Source organism: Zhongshania sp. R06B22 (assembly GCF_040892595.1).
Taxonomy (GTDB): domain Bacteria; phylum Pseudomonadota; class Gammaproteobacteria; order Pseudomonadales; family Spongiibacteraceae; genus Spongiibacter; species Spongiibacter arctica.
Window position 1 is genome coordinate 1053226 of record NZ_JBFRYB010000001.1, and the last position, 21867, is coordinate 1075092.

Annotated in this window: 20 protein-coding genes; 7 read left to right on the forward strand and 13 right to left on the reverse strand. The window is 50.2% G+C overall.

Going from position 1 to position 21867, the window contains the following annotated elements; all coding sequences use genetic code 11:
- Nucleotides 1-5: 5 nt before the first annotated feature.
- The 5 genes from AB4875_RS04765 to AB4875_RS04785 all read right to left on the reverse strand — a co-directional run bounded on the left by AB4875_RS04765 (nucleotide 6) and on the right by AB4875_RS04785 (nucleotide 3476).
- Nucleotides 6-1799 (reverse strand): ABCB family ABC transporter ATP-binding protein/permease, encoded by a 1794-nt coding sequence (locus AB4875_RS04765; protein WP_368374906.1) that lies wholly within the window; start codon nucleotides 1797-1799, stop codon nucleotides 6-8.
- A gap of 54 nt (nucleotides 1800-1853) precedes the next feature.
- Complete coding sequence (locus AB4875_RS04770; RefSeq protein ID WP_368374907.1) at nucleotides 1854-2186, reverse strand: DUF3301 domain-containing protein; 333 nt, start codon at nucleotides 2184-2186, stop codon at nucleotides 1854-1856.
- A 39-nt stretch (nucleotides 2187-2225) separates the two neighbouring features.
- Complete coding sequence (locus tag AB4875_RS04775) at nucleotides 2226-2534, reverse strand: hypothetical protein (protein ID WP_368374908.1); 309 nt, start codon at nucleotides 2532-2534, stop codon at nucleotides 2226-2228.
- 13 nt (nucleotides 2535-2547) lie between these two features.
- Nucleotides 2548-2928 carry a PH domain-containing protein gene (locus AB4875_RS04780; protein ID WP_368374909.1) on the reverse strand — a complete coding sequence of 127 codons (381 nt, stop codon included), beginning with the start codon at nucleotides 2926-2928 and terminating at the stop codon, nucleotides 2548-2550.
- Between the two features lie 86 nt (nucleotides 2929-3014).
- On the reverse strand, nucleotides 3015-3476 hold the full coding sequence (locus AB4875_RS04785; RefSeq protein WP_368374910.1) for an acyl-CoA thioesterase: 462 nt from the start codon (nucleotides 3474-3476) through the stop codon (nucleotides 3015-3017).
- 302 nt (nucleotides 3477-3778) lie between these two features.
- Between AB4875_RS04785 and AB4875_RS04790 the strand changes: the two genes are divergently transcribed.
- The 5 genes from AB4875_RS04790 to AB4875_RS04810 all read left to right on the forward strand — a co-directional run bounded on the left by AB4875_RS04790 (nucleotide 3779) and on the right by AB4875_RS04810 (nucleotide 8465).
- Nucleotides 3779-5134, forward strand: coding sequence for a hypothetical protein (locus AB4875_RS04790; RefSeq protein WP_368374911.1), 1356 nt, complete (start codon nucleotides 3779-3781; stop codon nucleotides 5132-5134).
- Between the two features lie 287 nt (nucleotides 5135-5421).
- Nucleotides 5422-6372: a peptidoglycan DD-metalloendopeptidase family protein gene (locus AB4875_RS04795; protein WP_368374912.1), complete on the forward strand. Its 951-nt coding sequence runs from the start codon at nucleotides 5422-5424 to the stop codon at nucleotides 6370-6372.
- Nucleotides 6330-6722 (forward strand): bactofilin family protein, encoded by a 393-nt coding sequence (locus AB4875_RS04800; protein WP_368374913.1) that lies wholly within the window; start codon nucleotides 6330-6332, stop codon nucleotides 6720-6722. Before AB4875_RS04795 ends, AB4875_RS04800 begins: the two co-directional genes overlap by 43 nt.
- Nucleotides 6723-6867: 145 nt before the next feature.
- Nucleotides 6868-7440 carry a PhnA domain-containing protein gene (locus tag AB4875_RS04805; RefSeq protein ID WP_368374914.1) on the forward strand — a complete coding sequence of 191 codons (573 nt, stop codon included), beginning with the start codon at nucleotides 6868-6870 and terminating at the stop codon, nucleotides 7438-7440.
- A 167-nt stretch (nucleotides 7441-7607) separates the two neighbouring features.
- Entirely contained in the window at nucleotides 7608-8465 is an 858-nt protein-coding gene (locus tag AB4875_RS04810; RefSeq protein ID WP_368374915.1) for a PA4780 family RIO1-like protein kinase, read from the forward strand.
- A gap of 48 nt (nucleotides 8466-8513) precedes the next feature.
- On the opposite strand, the gene AB4875_RS04815 is transcribed toward AB4875_RS04810, so the two are convergent.
- The 3 genes from AB4875_RS04815 to AB4875_RS04825 form a co-directional block, all read right to left on the reverse strand.
- On the reverse strand, nucleotides 8514-9227 hold the full coding sequence (locus AB4875_RS04815) for a cyclic di-GMP-binding domain-containing protein, MshE-related (RefSeq protein ID WP_368374916.1): 714 nt from the start codon (nucleotides 9225-9227) through the stop codon (nucleotides 8514-8516).
- A gap of 235 nt (nucleotides 9228-9462) precedes the next feature.
- A complete protein-coding gene (locus tag AB4875_RS04820) occupies nucleotides 9463-11898 on the reverse strand; it encodes a TonB-dependent receptor (protein ID WP_368374917.1) in 2436 nt (811 codons plus the stop codon).
- A gap of 193 nt (nucleotides 11899-12091) precedes the next feature.
- Entirely contained in the window at nucleotides 12092-13117 is a 1026-nt protein-coding gene (locus AB4875_RS04825) for an AraC family transcriptional regulator (RefSeq protein ID WP_368374918.1), read from the reverse strand.
- Between the two features lie 158 nt (nucleotides 13118-13275).
- Here AB4875_RS04825 and AB4875_RS04830 point away from each other — a divergent pair, with 158 nt between their 5' ends.
- Nucleotides 13276-14367 carry an SMP-30/gluconolactonase/LRE family protein gene (locus AB4875_RS04830; protein ID WP_368374919.1) on the forward strand — a complete coding sequence of 364 codons (1092 nt, stop codon included), beginning with the start codon at nucleotides 13276-13278 and terminating at the stop codon, nucleotides 14365-14367.
- A 47-nt stretch (nucleotides 14368-14414) separates the two neighbouring features.
- On the opposite strand, the gene fghA is transcribed toward AB4875_RS04830, so the two are convergent.
- Both fghA and AB4875_RS04840 read right to left on the reverse strand, forming a co-directional pair.
- Nucleotides 14415-15254 carry an S-formylglutathione hydrolase gene (fghA, locus tag AB4875_RS04835; RefSeq protein WP_368374920.1) on the reverse strand — a complete coding sequence of 280 codons (840 nt, stop codon included), beginning with the start codon at nucleotides 15252-15254 and terminating at the stop codon, nucleotides 14415-14417.
- 52 nt (nucleotides 15255-15306) lie between these two features.
- Nucleotides 15307-16431 (reverse strand): S-(hydroxymethyl)glutathione dehydrogenase/class III alcohol dehydrogenase, encoded by a 1125-nt coding sequence (locus tag AB4875_RS04840; RefSeq protein ID WP_368374921.1) that lies wholly within the window; start codon nucleotides 16429-16431, stop codon nucleotides 15307-15309.
- A 121-nt stretch (nucleotides 16432-16552) separates the two neighbouring features.
- Here AB4875_RS04840 and AB4875_RS04845 point away from each other — a divergent pair, with 121 nt between their 5' ends.
- Complete coding sequence (locus tag AB4875_RS04845) at nucleotides 16553-17428, forward strand: LysR substrate-binding domain-containing protein (protein WP_368374922.1); 876 nt, start codon at nucleotides 16553-16555, stop codon at nucleotides 17426-17428.
- A 115-nt stretch (nucleotides 17429-17543) separates the two neighbouring features.
- On the opposite strand, the gene AB4875_RS04850 is transcribed toward AB4875_RS04845, so the two are convergent.
- From AB4875_RS04850 to AB4875_RS04860, 3 genes are all read right to left on the reverse strand, one after another.
- Nucleotides 17544-17927 (reverse strand): nuclear transport factor 2 family protein, encoded by a 384-nt coding sequence (locus tag AB4875_RS04850; RefSeq protein WP_368374923.1) that lies wholly within the window; start codon nucleotides 17925-17927, stop codon nucleotides 17544-17546.
- Between the two features lie 121 nt (nucleotides 17928-18048).
- Nucleotides 18049-18927, reverse strand: a complete 879-nt coding sequence (locus AB4875_RS04855; protein WP_368374924.1) for an SDR family NAD(P)-dependent oxidoreductase — start codon at nucleotides 18925-18927, stop codon at nucleotides 18049-18051.
- A 37-nt stretch (nucleotides 18928-18964) separates the two neighbouring features.
- Complete coding sequence (locus AB4875_RS04860) at nucleotides 18965-21598, reverse strand: TonB-dependent receptor (protein WP_368374925.1); 2634 nt, start codon at nucleotides 21596-21598, stop codon at nucleotides 18965-18967.
- Nucleotides 21599-21867 lie beyond the last annotated feature (269 nt).

Genomic DNA, 21867 nt, shown 5'->3' on the forward strand with positions numbered 1-21867 from the left:
GAGACCTACGTCGCTATTAAGGCCCGCTCTCGCTGTTGTAGCGACCACAGGTGGGCGTATTGGCCATTTTGGTCGAGCAGGCTGGCATGGGTGCCCTGTTCGACAATCTCACCGTGTTCCAACACCAAAATATGGTCGGCATCGACAATGGTGGATAAGCGGTGAGCGATCACCAGCATGGTGTGTTCGCGGGCGATGTCGCGGATGGCTTCCAAGATAAGACGCTCAGAGGCGCTGTCGAGTGATGAGGTAGCCTCGTCAAAAATCATGATGGGGGATTGTTTGAGCAAGGCTCTGGCGATGGCGACGCGTTGTTTTTCGCCGCCAGATAATTTTAAGCCGCGCTCACCCACCAGCGTGTCGACGCCCTTGGGAAGGCGGGCGATGAAGTCGCTGAGGTGAGCCATGCGAATGGCTTCAAAAACATCTTCGTCGCTGGCATCAATGCGGCCATAGCGAATATTCTCAAGTATCGACTGATTAAACAGGACGGTGTCTTGGGGCACGATGCCGAGTGCGCGTCGCAAGGAGGATTGATCGACGGTTTTAATGTCTTGACCGTCGATCAGAATGCGACCTTCACTGGCGTCATAAAAACGAAATAGCAATTTGAGTAGTGTGGATTTACCTGCGCCACTGCTGCCGACTATAGCCACCTTTTGTTTAGCGGCCACCTTAAAGCTAATGTTATTTAAAATAGGCCGCTCGCTTTGGTAGCGAAAGCTGAGGTTTTCAATTTCGATGCGGCCTTCAGTCAGTTGCAGCTGCGGCGCATTTTCTATATCTGTGATCGTCGCCTTTTGACGCAGCAGCGCAAACATGGCTTCGATATTGGCCATAGAGCCCTTCATTTCTCGATAGACAAAGCCGAGGAAATTGAGTGGCATAAAAATCTGCAGCATAAATGCGTTAATCAGCACAAAGTCGCCCAGAGTCATGCTTTTAGTGACGACTTCGTTGGCGGCTAAGACCATGGCGGTGGTCATGGCGGCGGCAATAATAAGGGCTTGACCGGCATTGAGTGCGAACAGGCTAAGGCGGTTCTGACGGCGCGCGACTTCCCAGCCTACCAGTTCTTCGTCGTAGCGATTGGCTTCGTAGTGTTCGTTGCCGAAGTATTTGACGGTTTCAAAGTTTAATAGGCTGTCCACTGAACGGGTACTGCTTCGTGATTCGGCCTCGTTGGCACGGCGTATAAAGCCTGTGCGCCATTCAGTAGCAAATATTGAAAAGGCAACGTAGCAAACCACCGCAACAAATACGATGACGGCAAACCAAATATTGTACTGCCAGCCAAGTAGGCTGATAACTAAACCGATTTCGATAAACGTCGGGACGATGTTAAATACCATAAATCGCAACAGGAAATTAATGCCGTTGGTGCCGCGTTCGATGTCGCGCGATAAGCCACCGGTGCGGCGATTGAGGTGGAACTCAAGATCTAGCGCATGTAGGTGTTGGAATACAGTGAGACCAACTTGGCGCATGGCGCGTTCGGTAACACGACCGAATATAGTGTCGCGTAACTCCCCAAACAGAACGTTGGCAAATCGCAGTACACCGTAAGCGATGAGCAGGGCGACGGGTAAAATTAAGATAGCCGGCTGGTCGTTTTTGTCGAGCTGATCGACAATGTTCTTAAGAATAAACGGCAGGCCAACACTCGCGACTTTGGCGGCAATCAGACACAGCAGTGCTAAACCGATACGTGAGCGAAACGCCATCAAATAGGGGACCAGATCGCGCAGTGTAGCCCAGCTAACATCTTGGTTTTCGGAGTGGTAATTGCCGTGGCGCATATTGGATTTCGCTTGTTTAGAATAAGGTTTTTAGGGCGGTGCGAGTGAGTGCAATTAGTGGAGTATATCGTCGGGAAAACGGTGCGGTGCTAATTGAAAGCCTTCTACGCGATTGCCGAGGGTAATCGCACAGCCTTGGTAGCGCTCATGGCCTGTGGTAGTAAATTCAAAGATATAGCGACGCCAGAGCTGAAACTCGCCTTTGCGGTTACGCTTAAACCACACCGCCCGCAATGCGACATGGTCATCTAGTAAGGACAATTGCTGCTGTTGTAAATGCTGACGTGTTGCTCGCAGTGCAATTTCGCGAGTGCCTTGTGCCCGCCAGAAGTAGGCGAGTACTGCGCAAAACCCAAACAGCGCGGCGACGTCAAAAAGATCAAGCATATTTGAAATTCCATTTGCGGTTTGGGGGTGTGATGGTATTTAGAATATCCATGCAATTAATAACCACAGAACAAGGAAGAAACCAAAAAAGCCACTGAGTATGAATTGTAGCTCTCCCAGCAGGCCGTCACCTGAGGCAAGGGCAAATATAACAAGCGTGACAACAGTGACGAAAAACGCGGCAACGGCAGCATCTTTAAAGTCGAGCCCGGGGCTGAAATGCTGGTCAATGAAGGCAGTAGCCAAGGGTAGAAACAGCATGGTGGCCACCACCAGTAAGCCGAGCAGGACTGCGCAGATGATTACGATTTTCCAGACTTGACTGTCTTTGTTGGATGGGCTGTTCATTATATCTATTAGCTCATTCAGCGTCTGACTGGCGTGCTTTCACCAAGTCGCGGAATACTTCTGGTCTAGGCATGCCGTGGACTTGAATTTCTGGGTTGTCGCCGGCGGTATATACCGACAGGGTGCCAACGCCAAATAAGCGGTTGAAAAGAGACTGCTTGATTTTTACGGTGCGAATACCCGATACGTTCAGCTCGGTGCGTTCTTTGCTGAGTAAGCCCTGCTCAAGAATAATCTCGTTGTCGTTAATTTCCAGCAGTGTTGATTTACATTTTAAATACCAGACCATCAGGATCAGAATGCCGATGGCTGCGGGAATTAGAATGACAGCAAGGATGAATCCCAGTGGGTTATTGCGAAACATCGCGGGGTGTTCGGCGTAATGGCTAGTCACCGTATCGCTCTCTCTTTAATAGGGGATTAATCCTCGTATTCTACACGGATTGTGTTGCCTTGCACTGGCAGCTTATAAATCGAAAATCAATCGTCTGCCCGCGGCCGTATCACTGCGGCGCCATAAGTCTCGTCGAATTCTGCTGGCATGCGGCGCGGCTTACCGTTGCTCATGCGAACGCATACTAATTGCCAGTATCCGCGCAATAGGGTCTTGCCATCAGACCTCCGCTGCAGCTGAAAGCGGCGCTCCATTGTGAGTTTGTGATCGTTAGCTGTTAGCCAAGTGGCCATGACGCACTCTTGGCCAGCGTAGGCGGAAAGGATGTAATCGTAGTTTGCGCGCCGAATCACCATGGCCGCATCCAGTGTTTGGTATTCTTCTAAACCTAGGCCAAGTTGGAGCGAGTGTTGCCAGCCTGCGTTCTGGCACCAGCTAACATACACGGCGTTATTAACATGGCCGATGAAGTCTATATGTTCGGCCTGAACGCTAAATCCAAGGGTGAATGGGGCTGGAAAGTCCCAATTCAGCGGCGTGTCCTGCATAAGGTAGCTTCCGAAAAAAACGCCATTATTCACTAATAAGCGCTTAATCGCGATTCAGTTGGGGCGAAAAACCTGTTGCCTCTTAGGTGAAGTCTGTATGGTAAGCGCCTTTTTTAGACCTATGTAAGGTCTGACGCTTCTCGGTTTTCCCTTACTTAAACTATGTCTCATTTTTGTTCTACTGTTCTCAGCACGCGCAGCAGCATGAGTATTGTGGTGAGAGGGTTTCTAGCTTTGTCGCCAGACGTGTCATTTTAGTAAAAATATCAGCGAATTTTGCGCTTAATAACGGAGTATTTAGTATGAACAAAGTGTTTCTTAATAAGGGGCTTTTAGCATTAACGCTCAGTGCCGGCTTGGTGTTGACGGGCTGTGGTGGCAGCAGTGGCGGTGGTGGTAGTTCTGCAGGTGCCGGCGAAGAGCCTGTTACCTCTAGTTATTCTGAAGTAGATGGTCCTTTAGACGCAGTGCAGCAACCGCTTTCTGAACAGCTTTTGGCTCCAATTGTAGCCGGCACCGCAGGCACGCCCCTTGAAGTACCGGTAAGCTGCGTTAGCTCATTTGTAGTTACCGACGTTTTGGATGTCTTAGACTCGGTGTTAGTTAACCTTGACCCTGACACGCTACAAAGCGATCCTGCGGCCTTGTTTACTGGCTCAGCAGCTGGCTTTCAAGCAGCTGTTACCGAGCTTGCGGCGGACTTGCCGATAGTTCTTGCATCGCTTGCTGGCGAGAGCTGTTCAAGTGACAGCAGCGGTGGTGGAGAGTCATCTGACCCATTAGCTGCGCTTGCTGGTACTCCTTTGGCACCTTTGGCAGACGCTCTGGCACCGGTATTGGCTATGGCTAACGGTGGTGGCAGTGGCGAACCACCAACGCCTTCAGTGTTGCTGACTATGCTTAGTGAAGCGTTTAGCGACGGCTTGCAAACTATTCTGGCGCAAGATCCATCTGGGCAAATTAGTGGCGCACCGGTTTTAGGCGGATTGCTGACTACCTTGGATACAGCCTTAAGCAACTTGGCTGCGACTGGCGTTGCCCTTGAAAGTATGGATACTGACGCGACGTCTACTGCACTTAGTTTGACCCTAGAAAACTTGTTGAATGGTCTATTGATCGACGTTGTGCCTATTGGCTTTATCGAGGAGCAGGCTGGTCAAGGTACGATTATTAGTAGTCAGATTAAGGCTGGAACTGCAGCACTGGCAGGCTTGTTAGGCGGTAACTTTGGTTCGCTGCCAAGTGGCGGCTTTGAAAATCCTGTAGAAGACTTGTTCGGCCCTTTGAGCGACACCTTCTTGGCTGGTTTACAAAGTGCCTTAACTGACGGCTTGGCCGGCGGTGGTGGCGGATCCAACGCAGTTGGTTTCGATGCCTTGCTAGAAGCACTTGCTCCATTGCAGGCATTGTTGTCAGCAGGCGGTAGTGCCGGTACTGGCGATGGCTTGACTGGTACCCCTCTAGATATATTGCTGACTCCACTGGTGACAGCTTTAGATGGTGGCGGTGCATGTCCATTGGCTGGCAGCCCGCTTGATCCACTTTGCAGTGTGGCAACTTCATTGTCAGATGCTCTGGCGCAAGGTGGTAATACGGATCTGCTAAGCGTGCTCCAAGGTTTGCTTGGTGGCTTGCTCGGCGGTTTGATTCCCGCTTAATAGCGTGTTCGATTGTTAGATTTGAAGCGGCCTTTTGGCCGCTTTTTTTGTTTCTAAATACCCCTTCGTGATGGAATTGACGCAGTAGCTACGTGAGTTTGTACTGCACAATTTGCATCCACTGCGTAGTAACATCATAATCGACACTGCCGTGTTGGCCTGTACATTCCTTGGGTCTCGAAAAACGCCTTCATTATTGAGTCGTTGGTGAATGTTGTTTAGTATTAGTTTGCCCTTAAAAAATAGGTCAGTCCTGTTTGCTGTACCGGCACATTTAGAGAATTAGAATGCGCGACCATTATAGGATAACGATTACTAATTACAGTGGTGCCAAGCACTACACTTTGACCCAATTAATGCGTCGTTTTTTGGCGGGTTTTGGTGTTTTCCTTGGCACTTGTTTTTTAGGCGGGTTTTTAGCCATCCTGTTTTTAAGTACCCGCTTGGCCACTTTGAATGCGGAAGTGGCTGATTTACAGCAATATCAAGCAGCGATTAAAGAAGAAAACACCGCCTTACTCAGTGAGCAGCAACAACTGAAAGAGTCAGTTGAAGAAAAAGTGGCTGCACTGTCCATTATCAGCGATGAGCTCGGCTCTATTGAAACCATGATTGGTTTGGCGCCCGGCCCCGATGTGGCCTTGTATGAGCGTTTAGATACCGCGAGTCAAACGGCGTCAGAGAAGCACGCTATGCTCAGCGCCATACCCAGTGGCTACCCCCTTGCAGATGCTCACGTAACAAGCCGTTATGGGATGCGCAATCACCCTGTATTAGGGAAAATGGCGCTGCACGGCGGCGCGGATTTGCGAGCCGCCGTGGGCACCCCTGTTTATGCTACCGCAGATGCGGTGGTGGAATTAGCGGGCGCGAGTAATAGCGGTTTCGGTCGAATGGTTAAGCTCAGTCATAATTTTGGCTTTGTTACGATATTTGGCCATTTGAGTAAAGCGGTGGTTGCCAGTGGTGACTATGTGCGCCAGGGCGATTTAATTGGATATTCTGGCAATACTGGCTTGTCTACTGCGCCACATCTGCATTACGAAGTCAGACATTTGCATCGACGCTTGGCTCCGGGGCCCTTTATGGAGTGGTCTTGGGAAAATTACGATGTACTTTTTACCCGCGAGGAGCAAATTAAATGGGATTCCCTGGCAAAAACACTAAGAAAACCGACGGCAGTTCCAGAACGACGGTGGTCGCAGTTGGCGCCACGTTTACCGGCGACATCCAGCTGAATCATGATTTCCACCTTGATGGGCTTATGAAGGGTAATTTGAAGTCAGAGAATGACGTGATTGTTGGTGCAGGTGGTCGTTTTATCGGTGATGTCAAAGCAAAGCGGGTATTAGTGAGCGGCGTATTAGACGGTAAGATAGATGCTGATCGTCTTGAAATCGTTGCCTCTGGACAGGTGAGTGGTGAGATTAAAGTGCGTGAACTGGTGATTGAGTCCGGTGGTCAGTTTGTCGGCGCTAGTCAGGTAAAAAAACATGATGCTCCGCGCCTGACCTATGTCAATGAGGGCGCAGCCACAGATAAAGAGGCGGCGGCATCTGTTTCTGCTACTGAGAATCAGACTGCGTGATTTCCTTAGCCGTTCAATAGGCGCTGTGCTTCAGCAGCGTCTAATCTCCGGCTCGCATAAATAAGTTTTTTGCCTTTTCGGTTCTTTTAAGTCGTTTCTGCTGTCGCTAGGCTTTAAAATACGCCGTTTCCAAAACGGATGTCTTATGAATACCGAGCAAGCTTTAATGCAGCGCAGCGATTCTCGCTGCGAATTATGTGCATCCCCTGAACAGCTCGCGGTTTTTGCAGTGCCTCCCTATGATGATGCTAATCATGATCAGTGTGTTATGACGTGTGTGCAGTGCCGCGATCAGTTGGCGGCGGGCAGTGAGCTGGACACTAAGCGCTGGCACAGTTTGAATGACACGGTGTGGAGCGCCATTCCCGCCGTGCAAGTATTGTCTTATAGATTGTTAAAGCGCTTGGCGGCGGAGCCTTGGGCGCAAGATTTGCTAGACATGGTGTATTTAGACGAGGAAACCCAGGCTTGGGCAGATGCAATGGATGCGCCGGTGGACGATGATGATCCAACCCTAGATAGCAATGGCAGTCAGCTATTTGCAGGCGACACGGTTGTGCTGGTAAAGGATTTGGATGTTAAAGGCGCAAGTTTTATTGCCAAGCGTGGCACTGCGGTCCGCGGTATTTCACTGACTAATAATCCTGAGCACATCGAAGGTCGAGTCAATGGCACACGTATTGTTATAATTAGCGCGTATGTCAAAAAATCTAATTAGAATACGCTGAACGGCGTTGCCAATATTGGCCGATGATATGTCACACTGCTGTGTGGCTACGCTAGCCTAGGGCGATGGCCTAAATGTACACCGCGCTTTATAGTGGTCAGATTTGCTGATGAAGTGTCGATTTATCCGGTTTTACCCGGAATAACGTGAAGGACATAATGAAAACCCCAAAACGCATACAACCGCTGATTGATGATGGCATTGTGGATGAAGTACTTCGACCATTGATGAGTGGTAAAGAAGCCTCTGTGTATGTGGTGCGCTGTGGCGAGGAAATTCGCTGTGCGAAGGTATATAAAGAGGCGGCACAGCGAAGCTTTAAACAGGCCGTGCTCTATCAAGAAGGCCGCAAGGTTCGCAATAGTCGCCGCGCGCGGGCTATGGAAAAAGGTTCTAAATTCGGCCGTAAACAGCAGGAAGATGCCTGGCACAATGCAGAGGTCGATGCGCTATACCGCTTAGCGAGGGCTGGCGTTCGAGTGCCGCAACCCTATGGCTGTTTTGACGGGGTGTTGCTTATGGAGCTGGTCACTGATGAAGAAGGTGGCGTGGCGCCGCGTTTGAATGACGTATCCATGCCTGCCGAGCAAGCCTGTGAAGATCATGCGCTAGTCATGCATTACGTTAAACTAATGCTGGTGGCGGGTTTAGTTCATGGCGATCTGTCGGAATTTAATGTCTTGGTGGATGAGTACGGCCCCGTGATTATAGACTTACCCCAAGCTGTCGACGCTGCGGGAAATAATAACGCTGAAAGTATGCTGCATCGCGATGTCAATAACATGACCGAGTACTACGGTCAGTTTGCCCCTGAGTTGTTGGAAACTCGTTATGCCGATGAGATGTGGGCCTTGTATGAAGAAGGCGAACTCACCGAAGATACTGAACTAACAGGCCTGTTTGAAGACAGTGGAGAAGCCGCTGATGTCGATTCTGTACTGCTGGAAATCAAGGCGGTGATGGAGGAAGAGGCCGAGCGTCGCGAGCGAATTCGCGAAGCCAACGAGGACGATTAAAGTTTCTTACCTATCTCGGGTCTTGGCTGTCAACGCCCAGAGATAAGTTTAAAATCGCTTGACGATATTCAAGCCTTTTTGGCCAAATCTGAGAGTTAGAGTGCCGTCGCGGCTGCGCTTTAATTCGCTTAAGTCGCGATTTTGGATGTTTAGATTTGCGAGGTTATTACTGGCTTGCTGTCCCCAGGCTCGCTGCGAGTCGCTGGTTTTTTCTTGAGAAAACTTTCCTGAAATAAATTTCTTCCACAGGCTTTGTTCATTGTCATCTGCGGCGGCATTGCCGCTGGCGGCCATCATACAAGTCGCTATTGCGGCGGCGCTGATCAGTTTTTTCTGCAGTTGAAGCCATTGTGTCAGGCGAGCTGGCGTGATGACTTGCTGCTCAACTAAGACCTCACCAAGGCGGCGATGTTGGCGGCTGTGCTCAGCTAATGCTGAGTCCAGTTGTGCGTGACTGATTTCTCCGCTGTCTAGTAGCAACTGGCCTAAGCTAAGTTGTAAGGCTTGGTTCATACTGCCATCAGACGTAAGGGCGAGTGTGTGCTTGCTAAGTTTTTCCTGCAGCTTAAGTATGGTGCGCTTTTCTATATCACTTAGTTCGTGACGCTGAACAAGCACTTCGCCAAGACGGCGTCGACTCCACCGCTGTGCCTTTAAGGCGTGCTGCAGTGTAGTAGGAGCAATAAAGCCGCCGGCGACTAACAGTTGGCCAAGTGAAATTGGGTTGGCCCGGATAGAGCCAAGTATTCTAGGGTTTATCAATCTAAGACTCCTATTCCGGAAATGTGTCGGAATGGATAAATTCACATACTGCTATATTGGCTCCATTGCCTAGTAGTATTCAATACGTAAATGGCGCAGATAAAGTGGGGTGTTGACTTGCTTTCGAGGGGCTAACAGTCTAATCGTGGCGGGTTTTTAACAGTATTAAGCAGGCCCGCTTCCTTGCGTGGCCTGCTGTGGTGGGGTATTCGCGTCAGCGTGCTGACGCTAATATTTAGAAGCGGTAAGTCACTTCGGCACCATAGGTGCGCGGTGGTCCAGCCAGATAATTGTCGTGACCAAAGCCGGCTTGGAGATTAATCCCGTAGCTATCGTATTCCTTATCCATTATGTTTTTAACCCATAAGGATACTGAATAGCTGTCGTCGCTTGAGTGCCAGCTAGTGCGTGCATTGAACAACCAGTATGCACCTTGACGAATTTCGCCATAGCCGAATTGGTCGTTATAGGCGCTATACCATTGCTCATCCTGGAAGTTTCCATTCAGGTTGGTGGTCAGATAGCCTGAGTCGGTTTCCCAAATATCATAATCCAGCGAGATGCTGTAGTTAAGCTTGGGTGCAGAGATCAGCTCATTACCACTTAAGTCAACACGGTCGTCGGCATCAGCGATGGTCTCGGTATTGGCTAAGGTCAACTCTGAAAACTCAGTTTGCAAGTAGCCGAGACCAATTTGCAGGGTAAGTTTTTCTGTCAGGCGTGCCCAGAACTCTGCCTCGGCACCGGCAATTTTTGAGCTACCGGCATTTTCTAGGAAGTTAGAAAAGCCAACTACGTTGATGAACTGCTGGTCTGTATAGTCATAAGAAAACAGGGCGGCGTTTAAACGCATACTGTTGTCTAACAGATCGGCTTTGAAACCGACTTCAAAAGCATCGATATACTCTGGTGATGCGTAAGCGGTTTCAATGGGGCGGGCAAGATAGTATGCGCCTCCGTTGAAGCTACCACTGCGATAACCGTGACTAGCACTGACGTAGACCATGACATCGTCGTTGATGCGGTAGTCCAAGCCGAGTTTGCCGGTCCATTCGGCTTCGTCTGCTTCCAGCGCGGGCGCTGAGTCTAGCGTGTAGGGACCGTGTGTGTAGCCAATATTCAGTAGATTCGCTAATAAAGTAGGGTCACCGAGAATATCGACTAGTTGTGATTGAGATAGCGGCAGTGAGATATAGGCGTCATCTACGCCGGTATTATTGCCCGGCACATAGGTGCCTCTAGGGCTGCCGTCGTAACCCACTCGGGAAATATTGAAGTAGCTTTGCTCATTGCCGTCTTTGGTATAGCGCAGACCTAAATCCATACCCAAGCGATCAGTGAAATCAAAGCGCATTTGGGTGTAAGCCGCCAAGCTGTCTTTTTTGGTTTCCATGCGCTGATCTAACATGCCGTAGTCGAGCAAGAACGGGTACTGCTGGGCAGTATCCGGTTTAGCAAAGCCAACACGCAGATCTGGTGGGGTGTCGAAAATGTCATAGACGTTGTTCATATACTGATCTTCATATCCATAATAGACGCCGGCGATGATGTTAAACATGCCGTCGAATTCAGATGCGAAGCGTAGATCTTGGCTGTAGCCAATTGTGTTAGAGGACCAGGTGATGGTCAGCAAATCATTGGGTGAGCCATCGGTATCGGCTTTCTGGTAGTAATCGGCATCATAATAGGATGTCACCGAGGTAATAGAGTAATAATCGCCTGCGAAGGTGACTGTTAAGCCAACGATATCGGTGTTAGTAATGAGGGCGCCGACTTCATTGGCCTCGGTTTCATGGAAGTCCAAATTACGACTTTGGCGCGAGTAGGCGTTGTAGTCAGAATTGGGCGCGCCTATCAGATCGGTTCTACCTTCATTACGGGCAGGTGTGCTCAAGGCATCATTGCCCGATACGGTGTATTTAAGGACCGCATCCCAGGCATCGTTTGGGGCGAAATGCAGGGCAAGGCGGCCACCTTGGAAATCGGTTTGCGCGCCATTTGCGTCGCGGCCAACAATCTCTACGTAACCTTCATCACGTTTAAAGCTTATTGCACCGCGGGCGGCTAAAATGCCATCAATGAGCTGGGTTTCGGCACCGGCTTCAGCAGTCGTTGCGTTGAAACTACCGACACCCAGTTTAATGTAATTGCTGGGATCATCATTGAATTGTGGGGTACGGGTGATGATGTTGATGGCACCACCGGTGGTGTTTTTACCGTATAGAGTGCCCTGAGGACCGCGCAGTACTTCTAGGCGCTCGATGTCAAAAAAGTTAGCACCGTGACTATAAACTGGAGCGAGATAGGTTTCATCGACATAAACGCCGATGGGGCTCGCTTGGTTGGAGCTGTAGTCAGACATGCTGACACCGCGAATGGCGAAGATAGGTTGAATATCGCCGTAGGGGCCGCTGACCTGCATATTAGGCACTTGCGCAGAGATGTCGCTGGCGTTCTCAAAGCCGTATTTGTCCAGCTGGCCGCTGGTCAAGCCGGTAACTGCAACTGGTATATCTTGGGTGCTCTGGCTGCTCTTTTGCGCGGTGACCAAGACTTCTTCCAGCATTGGGGCTGCAAAAGCACTGTTTAGAGAGCTGGCAATAGCGAGACAAATACCGGTGTGCAATAAGTGCCGGCGGCTCTTATGCGGTGACAAGCGACGTTGCTGCATGGACTGTTCCTTCAAAGTGGTAATCGGCGGATATTGTTTAATAATTTTTGAGCGTGCGATGATGCCGAAACTCTTACGCATTAAATTGTCATTTGGCGACCCATTTTTATCTTTTGATGACTTTTGGGTCAGCTATTATTCACGTTTGTATAATCTGTGTCGTCTATATAGCGATAGCTAGATGGCAGGTAGATCATATTTCTCGTTTTACTATTGTTTGCAGTGACTTTCGATATGCATTGGGCGTGACGCCAAACCAGCGTTTGGCTGCTCGGTTGAATGAGCTTTGTTCTTGGTACCCCAATAAGCCTGCAATTTGAGCCATTGGCATGCCATGCTCGGCGAGAAAGTTTTGTGCATCGTGCCTGCGTATTTCGTCTACCATTTCCTCAAAGATATGGTCTTCGTCCTTTAGCCGGCGCTGGAGGGTGCGCTGGTGCATAAATAATTCCTTTGCGACGGTTTTAATATTACAGCACTGGGCAGGTAGTAAGCGGCTAATTATAAATTTGGTTTGTTCAATAAAGGTGACGGGTGAGGTACTGCCTTTTTTTATGACGTAGCTGGCGATAATGTCGCGCTGGAAAGAATCCGCTGTGCGAATTGGGAAGTCAAATTGTTCTGGCGTCAATACTAGGGCATTGCACTCCTGATTGAAGAGCACCGGACAGCCGAAGTGGCGATTATAGGTTTTTGCATCCATTATTCTGCTGTGCCGAAAAAGTATCGCTTCGGGTTTTTTGCGATTTTCAGTGAGCATGGCATGGACGTTTGCCATTAGTCCGACTGACATCTCGGTGGTTTGGTGGCGATAAGGATAGTCATCTACATTGATATCGAGCATGAGGCGTGGGAAGTTGGGTGCTGAGGTGTCGTCTAGTGACAGGGTGATAGCTGGACTGTGATGAGCGATATAGCGGGTAATACAAAACAGGGCGTCGCGAACCGTATTTGACGCGCGCGCCATAATGGCAATAGGGCCAAGGGTTTCTAAATTTTGTTTTCTAGATAAGCGTAAACCAAGGTCGGGGCACTCTAGTATGTCCGCGCTGGTTTCAAGCAGTTGCATCACACTATGGAAAAATATCAGATAGTCGAGATCGTTGAGTCTCTCGGGGTCAATATTGAATTGCCGCAACAAGGGCTCGGGATCTGCGTTTAGCTCTTGCACTAGTTCTGGGAAGCCGCTTAGAGCCGAAGATCGTACGAGTGGGCGCATAGGTTTACATCCATAATAAATACTAGCATGCTGTCGTCAAATGCTAAAATTTAGCATAGCGGCATATCGCTCATAGCGCTAGTCGTTTTGACGGCGTCATCAGGCGTGTGTTTCGGCGGGTCGATAGCATAAAAAAATAACACAGCGAGTAGCATGTAATGGGACGTTTTTTAGGTTGGGCCAGCATTGTAATTCTAATTTTAGCCACTGCTATATTGGCTCTATATATCCGTTCACCCATTGAGCCCATAGTATTTGATCCTCCAAAAAGCGGATCGTTGACTGGAGAATTTGCCGCCAATGAACGTTTAGCTGGGTTGGCCATTTACATGCAAAATCGCGGGACTGGACCCGAAGATATTGTAAAAGGGCCTGCTGGCTACTTTTATACGGGCTATCAAGATGGCCGAATTGTCCGTTTTTCGGTGAGTGAGGGGCGAGTTGTTGAGGGCTCCATTCGGGCGTTTGTTAATACCGGTGGTCGACCTCTGGGTATGCAATTTGATGGTGCAGGGAATTTAATTGTTGCCGATGCTTTCAAGGGCTTGTTGTCAGTATCACCCAGCGGTGAAATATCTACTCTTGTTGATTATGCTGATGATTCGACTCTGCGCTTTATTGACGATGTTGATATCGCCGATGATGGCACCATTTGGTTTAGCGATGCCTCGGGCCGCTTTGGTTTACATGATTATATCTACGATATAGTAGAGGCTAGTGCAACGGGGCGTCTGCTTAGCTACACCCCCGCTAGTGGGCAAAATAAAGTGCACTTAAGCGGACTTTATTTTGCTAACGGGGTGGCTCTTGGGCCTGAAGATAGTTGGGTGTTAGTCAACGAGACAGGTGCGTCGCGGGTCACGCGTTTGTGGCTTAAGGGGCCAAAGGCCGGTGTAAAAGATACCTTTATAGATGGCTTGCCCGGTATGCCGGATAATATTACTTTTAATGGCGTAGATACTTTTTGGCTGGCGATGCCGGCGCTGCGCAGTAGTGAAATGGATGCGCTGGCGTCCTATCCTTTTATACGTAAGTTATTGGGTGGGTTGCCGTCATCCCTGTTGGTGCCCAAGAGTCAGCTTGGCTTTGCCTTAGGCTTGGATTTGAACGGCAAAGTCACATTCAATTTGCAGTCGCACAGTGGTATTTACCACACCGTGACCAGCGTAAATGAATACGACGGCTATATCTGGCTGGGAAGCTTGGCAATGCCTTCCGTTGCGGCGTTGCCCTTGCCTGTCACTCAGTAATTGGCTTATCAGTGTGCCGGCGCAGGGGCCGGCACATTATTCCTAGCTTAAGTCTGTAAGTGCGCCGCATGAAAGCGCAGGTGCTCTTCAATAAAACTGGCGATAAAATAGTAGCTGTGGTCATAGCCGTCGTGGCTGTTTAGCTCTAGGGGGTAGCCACTGACTTTGGCTGCTGCGGAAAGAGACTCTGGTTTTAATTGTTCTTCCAAAAATGGATCGGCATTGCCTTGCTCAACTCTGGCGGGAATAAATTGGCGGGCCATGCGCATCAGTTCGCTAGCGTCGTGTTCCAGCCACTGGGTTTTATCGTCTCCCAAATATTGGGTGAATACCTTTTGCCCCCAGGGGCAATTAATCGGGTTGCTGATGGGGCTGAATGCGGACACTGACCGGTAACGCAGAGGATTTTTCAGCGCAATCGTCAGTGCGCCGTGACCACCCATTGAGTGGCCTGAAATTGAACGCATAGCGGATATCGGAAAGCTGGCTTCTATCAGCTCGGGTAATTCTTTCACAATGTAATCATACATTTGGTAATGACGATTCCACGGCGCTTGGGTGGCGTTGATATAGAAGCCAGCACCCTTGCCTAGGTCGTAAGCGTCATCGTCGGCAACATCATCACCGCGGGGGCCGGTGTCGGGTGCAATGATTGCGATACCCAATTCTGCTGCTATGCGCTGCACGCCGCTTTTTTGCATAAAATTTTCGTCGGTACAGGTGAGGCCTGAAAGCCAGTATAAGGCGGGCACAGCTTCACCTGCTGAGGCCTGCGGAGGCAGGTAAATAGCAAAACGCATATCGCAGTTCAGCACTTTGGAGCGGTGAGTATATTGTTTGTGCCAGCCGCCAAAGCTCTTATTACTACTAATATTTTCAATACTCATAGGTTCTTACATTGCCCCTTGGGGGCAATGTCCTTTTAGTGATGGCTAAGATTTAGTAGTGAATGACTGAGCGAATACTTTTGCCTTCATGCATCAGGTCAAAGGCTTCGTTTATATCCTCTAACGGCATGGTGTGGGTGATGAAGTCGCTGAGTTTAAATTCCCCTGCTAAGTAGCGTTCTACGTAGTCAGGTAGCTCGGAGCGGCCCCGCACACCACCAAAGGCGGTGCCGCGCCATACTCGCCCGGTTACTAGCTGAAAAGGCCGGGTCGAAATTTCTTGCCCTGCACCTGCAACACCAATAATGACAGACTCGCCCCAGCCCTTATGGCAGCATTCTAAAGCCGAGCGCATGGTATTGACGTTGCCGATGCATTCAAAGGAAAAATCCACGCCGCCATCTGTCAGCTCTACAATGACGTCCTGTATTGGCTTGTCGAAGAGCTTGGGGTTAATGCAATCGGTGGCGCCGAGCTTTTTAGCTAACTCAAATTTAGATTCGTTTATGTCGATGGCGATAATACGGCTGGCTTTTGCCATCACTGCGCCGATAACCGCGGAAAGGCCAATGCCACCGAGACCGAATATGGCAACGGTGTCGCCTTCTTTTACTTTAGCGGTGTTCATCACCGCGCCCATCCCAGTGGTGACGCCACAACCCAGTAGACACACTTCTTCTAGTGGTGCGCTGGGATTGACCTTCGCCAGCGATATTTCTGGTAATACGGTGTATTCCGAAAACGTAGAGCAGCCCATGTAATGAAAAATAGGCTGGCCGTCTTTATAAAATCGCGTGGTGCCGTCGGGCATCAGTCCCCTGCCTTGGGTCTCGCGAATTTTTTGACAGAGATTGGTTTTACCCGATAGGCAAAATTTACACTCGCCACATTCTGGCGTGTACAGGGGAATCACATGATCGCCCACAGCGACACTGGTGACGCCTTCGCCGATCTGTTCAACGATACCGCCGCCTTCATGACCAAGAATGGTGGGGAAAATGCCTTCCGGGTCCTCCCCCGATAGCGTAAATGCGTCGGTGTGGCAGACGCCAGTCGCCACGATACGAACCAGCACTTCGCCGGCCCTAGGCAGCATCACGTCGACTTCTTCGATTTTTAATTCTTGGCCGGGGCCCCAGGCCACAGCGGCTTTGGATTTTATAAACTGGTCTGACATAGTGTTGCTCCGCGAAATGTGCCGGTAGATGGTGCTGGTGTTTTGGCAGTGGCTATTGTAATTATTTCTTGATTAAGAATAATGCTCGTAATATACAAAAGACTTTTACTGGGTGGTAATAATGGCGGCTTGGGACGGAGTAAGCGAGTTTGTCGCGGTGGCAGAAACCGCGAGTTTTACGGCGGCGGCAAAACGTCTTCGTCTCTCTGTGGCGCAGATTAGCCGCCAAGTGGCAGGTCTAGAGGCGCGTCTCCAGGTTAAATTATTTTATCGCACTACCCGCAGGGTCACGCTGACCGAAGCCGGTGGCGTTTATTATCGTCACTGCAGCCATGCCCTCGAGGGTTTGGATGATGCGGAAAGAGCGGTATCCGACCTCCAAGCCACCCCCCAAGGTAAAATAAAGTTAACCGCGCCGATTACTTTTGGTGAGGAGCGGGTGATGCCGCTGATCAATGACTTTATGGTGCTCCACCCCCAGTTAGAGCTTGAGTGTCAATTATCAAACCAGTTAGTGGATATCTTGGCCGACGGCTATGACCTGGCTATTCGCCTCGGCCATCTGCAAGACTCAAGTATGATTGCCCGCAAGCTGTCGGGTCGCCGACGCTATGTTTGTGCGTCACCCGACTATATCGATCGTTTTGGCGCGCCGCATACCTTGTCTGAACTTGAGCAACATCACTGTTTGGTCGGCGGAGCGGGTTATTGGCGTTTCATAGAGGCTCATAAAACACGAAGTGTCAAAGTGTCGGGTCGTATGCAGTGTAACAGTGCTTATGCTCTCGTCGATGCCGCTCTCAAGGGCTTGGGGCTTATTCAGGTGCCAGATTACTATGTGCAAGACTACATTCAGCAGGGACGTTTGCTAACGGTATTGGATCCCTATTGCGAGCCGGAAGAGGGTATTTGGGCCTTGTATCCCTTTAATCGACAGCTGTCGCCTAAGATTAAAATGTTGGTGGCGTATTTGGCCGAGCATATGGCGGGGGTGTGAATCTGCTGTTTTACGTTAGGGGTGCTTATCCCAACACCGGGACGCCTCTGTATGCTGAGCTTGGCAGGTTGCCTCTATCACGCTGGTGAATAAAGGCGTCCTAGGTTGATATTCTTTATGCGCTCTCTAGCATCTCACGCATTTTTTCTTTAATCAGATTAATGGCTTTATACGGACGCAGCATAACCTTGAAATCGATAATCTTACCGTCTTGATCCCAGCTGATCATATCTACGCCATTGACCTCTATACCATCGATGTTGACCATGAATTCCAAAATAGTATTGTTGTCATCGGCGACCTCACGTACGTAGTGGAAGCTGTCGTTGAGCAGCACGTGGAACGCGGCGCTGAGGTACATTTTAGTGATGTCTTTGCCGACCTGCGGGGTGTGTACCACTGGCGAGTGAAATGTGGCATCGGCGGCGAGGATGTCGTCGAGTTTGGCGATATCTCGTGAGGTGATGACGTGATGCCAGTCGGCGAGGTGATTAGTCATTTAGGCTTCTCTGTTAGATTTTTATTGGGCAATCTTAGCAGAGATTGGGGCGATGTTTGTAGTCTTACATAAATTGAGTATGCGGGGCTTATCAGGTCGAATTTGCCCCGCAATACATGCTTTAGCCGTGCAGACCGTGCTCTATAGGGCACTCGCCGCGGGCCAGTTTTCTGGCGCGTTCCACCAGCGTGGCTTCCATGGCTTCGCGGCCAATCATAATAACAAAGTCATCCTTGCGGATGCCGTCGAGGGCGAAGGCCGCGAGTTCGTCCAAGTCTTGAACCGGCAGTTCAACACCGATATCTTTCATGCCCTTCATAAATTCATCAAAGGTCATTTCGCCGCCAGCCGGAGCGGGTTTTTCACGCGCCAATTCCTCGGGACGATTGCGGCGAGTGGTCCAGATACCGGTGGGTAAAATACCGCCAGAGGGATAGAAGATGCAGGCGCGGAGTTTGCTTTCCTGGCCAACTAATTGCGCGTTCAGGCACTCGGTCATAATCGAAACGCCGGCTTTGCTTGAGGCATACACTGACTGATCGGCCAGTGGTGAAATACCGCCATCACCTGATGAGGTGTTCATGATCAGGCCCGGTTCGCCTGATTCCAGCATGCGTGGCACAAAGGCTTGAATGCCGTGGGCGACACCGCGTAAGTTAACGCCCAATACCCAAGCCCAGTCATTGGGGGTGGTGTCCCATACATTGCAATTGGAAACGCTGACGCCGGCGTTATTACAGAGAATATGGCAGGCGCCAAATTCCGTAAATACCGCATCGGCTAAGGCGTTGACGGACTCGGGCTTAGACACGTCAGTGACAATGGCACGCACTATACCGCCGGCGGCGCCGAGTTCGGCCGCGGTTTTGTCCAGCGCCTGTTTTTCTACATCAGACAAAACAACTTTTGCGCCACTGGCCAGAAAGGCCTTGGCCAAAGCCCGACCAATACCGCTGGCGGCGCCGGTCACAACAACGACTTTATTGGTGAAATCCTGCATTTTTTTGCTCCTGCTTTAGTGGTACTAGGGTTTATTATTAATAGGTTTTTCTAATGTCGATACCGAACATGCGCGGCTCGCCATAGGCTTGGTTGTAGATCCCTGAGGAATCGGCAACCGCAACAACGCCGATGCGATAACGCTCATCACTCAGGTTTTTTACCCAGCCAGATACGGTGGTGTCACCCGCCGGGTTTTGCCAAGACAAGCGGGCGTCGATCAAGGCGTAGGCCGGTTGACCTGCCAGCTCTTCATCCTGTTTGAATATAGCGTAAGAACCGGGATCAAAGCCGTAAAAAATAGCGCTTTTATAACTAACATCAATGCGTGGGCTTATCTCGCCAAAATCGCCAGACCAGGTGTACTGCACGCCGATAGAAGCCGATTTATCAGGCGTAACGGGAAAGGTTTCATTAGTGCGATCAACCCGTTTTTCTTGGCCGATAACGGCGGCTTGTAGATCGAGTTCGGTAAATTCCAGATAGCGGTAATTATTGATACTCAGTGCGGCATTGAATGCCAGCGCCGGCAGTGGCAGCCAGTTAATTTCAAATTCTGCGCCGCGAATTTCCGATTTACCGGCATTACTGAATACCACTGCAATGTTTTGTTGGGAGTCGGCGCCCACCGCGATTAATTGCTGGTCGTTAAAGTCCATGGCATAAAAAGCGGCATTTATACGCAGGCTGCGATCAAAGGCGTCCACTTTAAAGCCAATTTCGTGATTGGTGACGACCTCGGGTTCGATTTTTTGCAGACCATCTATACCGCGCGGCTCAAAGAAGCCTGACTTAAAGCCTCGGCTCCAAGTGGCATACAGCATACTGCTGTCGATAAAACTGCCGTCCAGCCATTGCTCGGGCAGGGTGTATGACACCGATAGCATGGGGGTGCTTTGGGTAAAGACCTCCTCGCGAGTTTCCCTGCGAAAGCTATTGGGGTTGACCGGGTAGTCGAGCAGGGCGTCGCCATTGGCGTCGGGAAATAAAGCAGCGGCGATACTGACCGGATCATCCCGCCAGCCCAGCGGCCCCAGATAAGGATAGAAACCCTCCGCGCCCGGACCAAATACACCCACTGTCATTCCGTTACCAAAGAGGCCGCTGCCAGTTATGCGTTCGCCAATGGCGTCCATGTCCGCTTCTAGTGTGGTCAACTCGGACTCGCGTCGCTCGGCGGTAATACGAAATCCTAGAGTGATTTCAAGTTGTTGAGTCAGGTCGAATGAGCCTTGGGCAAATAGGGCGGCGGTGGTGTTGGCAAGATCAAATTCTGAGGCAATGAGTGGGGCGCCTACAAAACCAATCAGCGGTATGGTGCCGCCTGGAACCGGTCGCGTGGGCTTTTCACCTAGGCCAATTTCACCCACGGTTTGAGCGTCCAAGCCTCTGAGTGTATTGGTGATGGTGAAGTTTTCGGTATTGGTCTCGTGCATTAAGAAGAGACCGGTGGTGTAGTTCAGGCGTTGGGAGAATGCGTCACCATTTAACTGAAGTTCGAGGCTATATGACCGGCGGTTACTGTCCTCGGTATTCACATAGCTGCCCCACAATGCTGGGCCGCCGTCGGTGTCGCTGGCCTGGATGGGGCCTTCTTTTTCACCGCGAAGACCGATCACGGTTTTAAAACTCAAGCTGTCACTGATTTCCCACTCCGTCGTGGCTGCGAGTAGCAGGGTATCGAGATCTTTGTTGAGCTGAGCATTTTCGCCCTCATTAGATTTAAGGTCACCGAGTCGTTGGCGGGAATTGCTTTCGCAGTTTTCCCGAAATGCCGTTAAATTGCTGGGGTCGGTATCACCTGGGTGGGCGACCCACAGCCCTTCGATATACAGGGCGTGATTACTTGGCACATTACAATTGGCGCCGGGGAAGTTTTCGCGCACCTTACCCAAAAAGGCTTGGGTGTCGATGCTGAATGATTCACTGGCTTCCCAGCGGGTTTGGAATAGTAGGGATTGGCGATCAATCGAGCTATTACTTCGGCCGTTGGATACATCTTCTATAAAGCCGTTATTTTTGTTGATATTGACCGCGACCCGACTAAAAAAAGTGTCGCTGATGGGAACGTTGATTGCTGCTTTGAGGTGTCTTTGACCGAAGTTTCCCGCGCCAACATCGACATAAGCCTCGTGGCTGTCATTGGGTTTGATCAGGCTGACCACCAAGGCACCGCCAGTGGTGTTTTTGCCGAACAGCGTACCTTGTGGGCCGCGCAATACCTGGATGCTTTGTACATCGACGGTATCCAAAAGCTGGCCGTCTGAGCGAGGCAGAAACAAATCGTCCAAATATACGCCCACGGCGGGGTCGACCCGGGCGAAGCCGGTGCGCTCACCAATGCCACGGATATAAATTTGATTCGCTTGGCCCTCGCGAATTTCCAAACTGGGAATCATCTTGGTCAGTTCTTTGGTATTGCTTATACCTCTGTCTAGTAAGTCTTGACCAGTGAGGGCGCTGACGGCAATCGGGATAGTTTGCATACTTTCACTGCGCTTGCGGGCGGTGACCAAAACCTCTTCTAGGGTGCCACTGCTTTTATTGGCAAAGCTGCTGCTTGGCATCAGCGCTGCGGCAAGCAGTGCGGCAATACATTGATGGCCGATTTTTGACTTATTGGGTCTGGCGGTGGGTAAGCGGTAATGCCTTAATTTATTATTGTTATTCAAAATATATTGACCCCGGTATTGGCTCGTCGGGGCGCGGGCGCTCCAAGGAGTTAATAAAAGTAACTGCAATATACTTTTACACGATAGTGTAAATATAGCTAGGGTGAATATTGTTTCGCGGTGACCAAGCACTTCATTTGTGTCGGCGCTCGGGGAGGAGCCCAGCCGATTGAGGTCGATACATAGGATGGCTGCACTCAATTAATTACACAGTTAGACAAAAAAGTAACATAGTGCAATACTGAGATCATAGCTTCACCAATCGCATA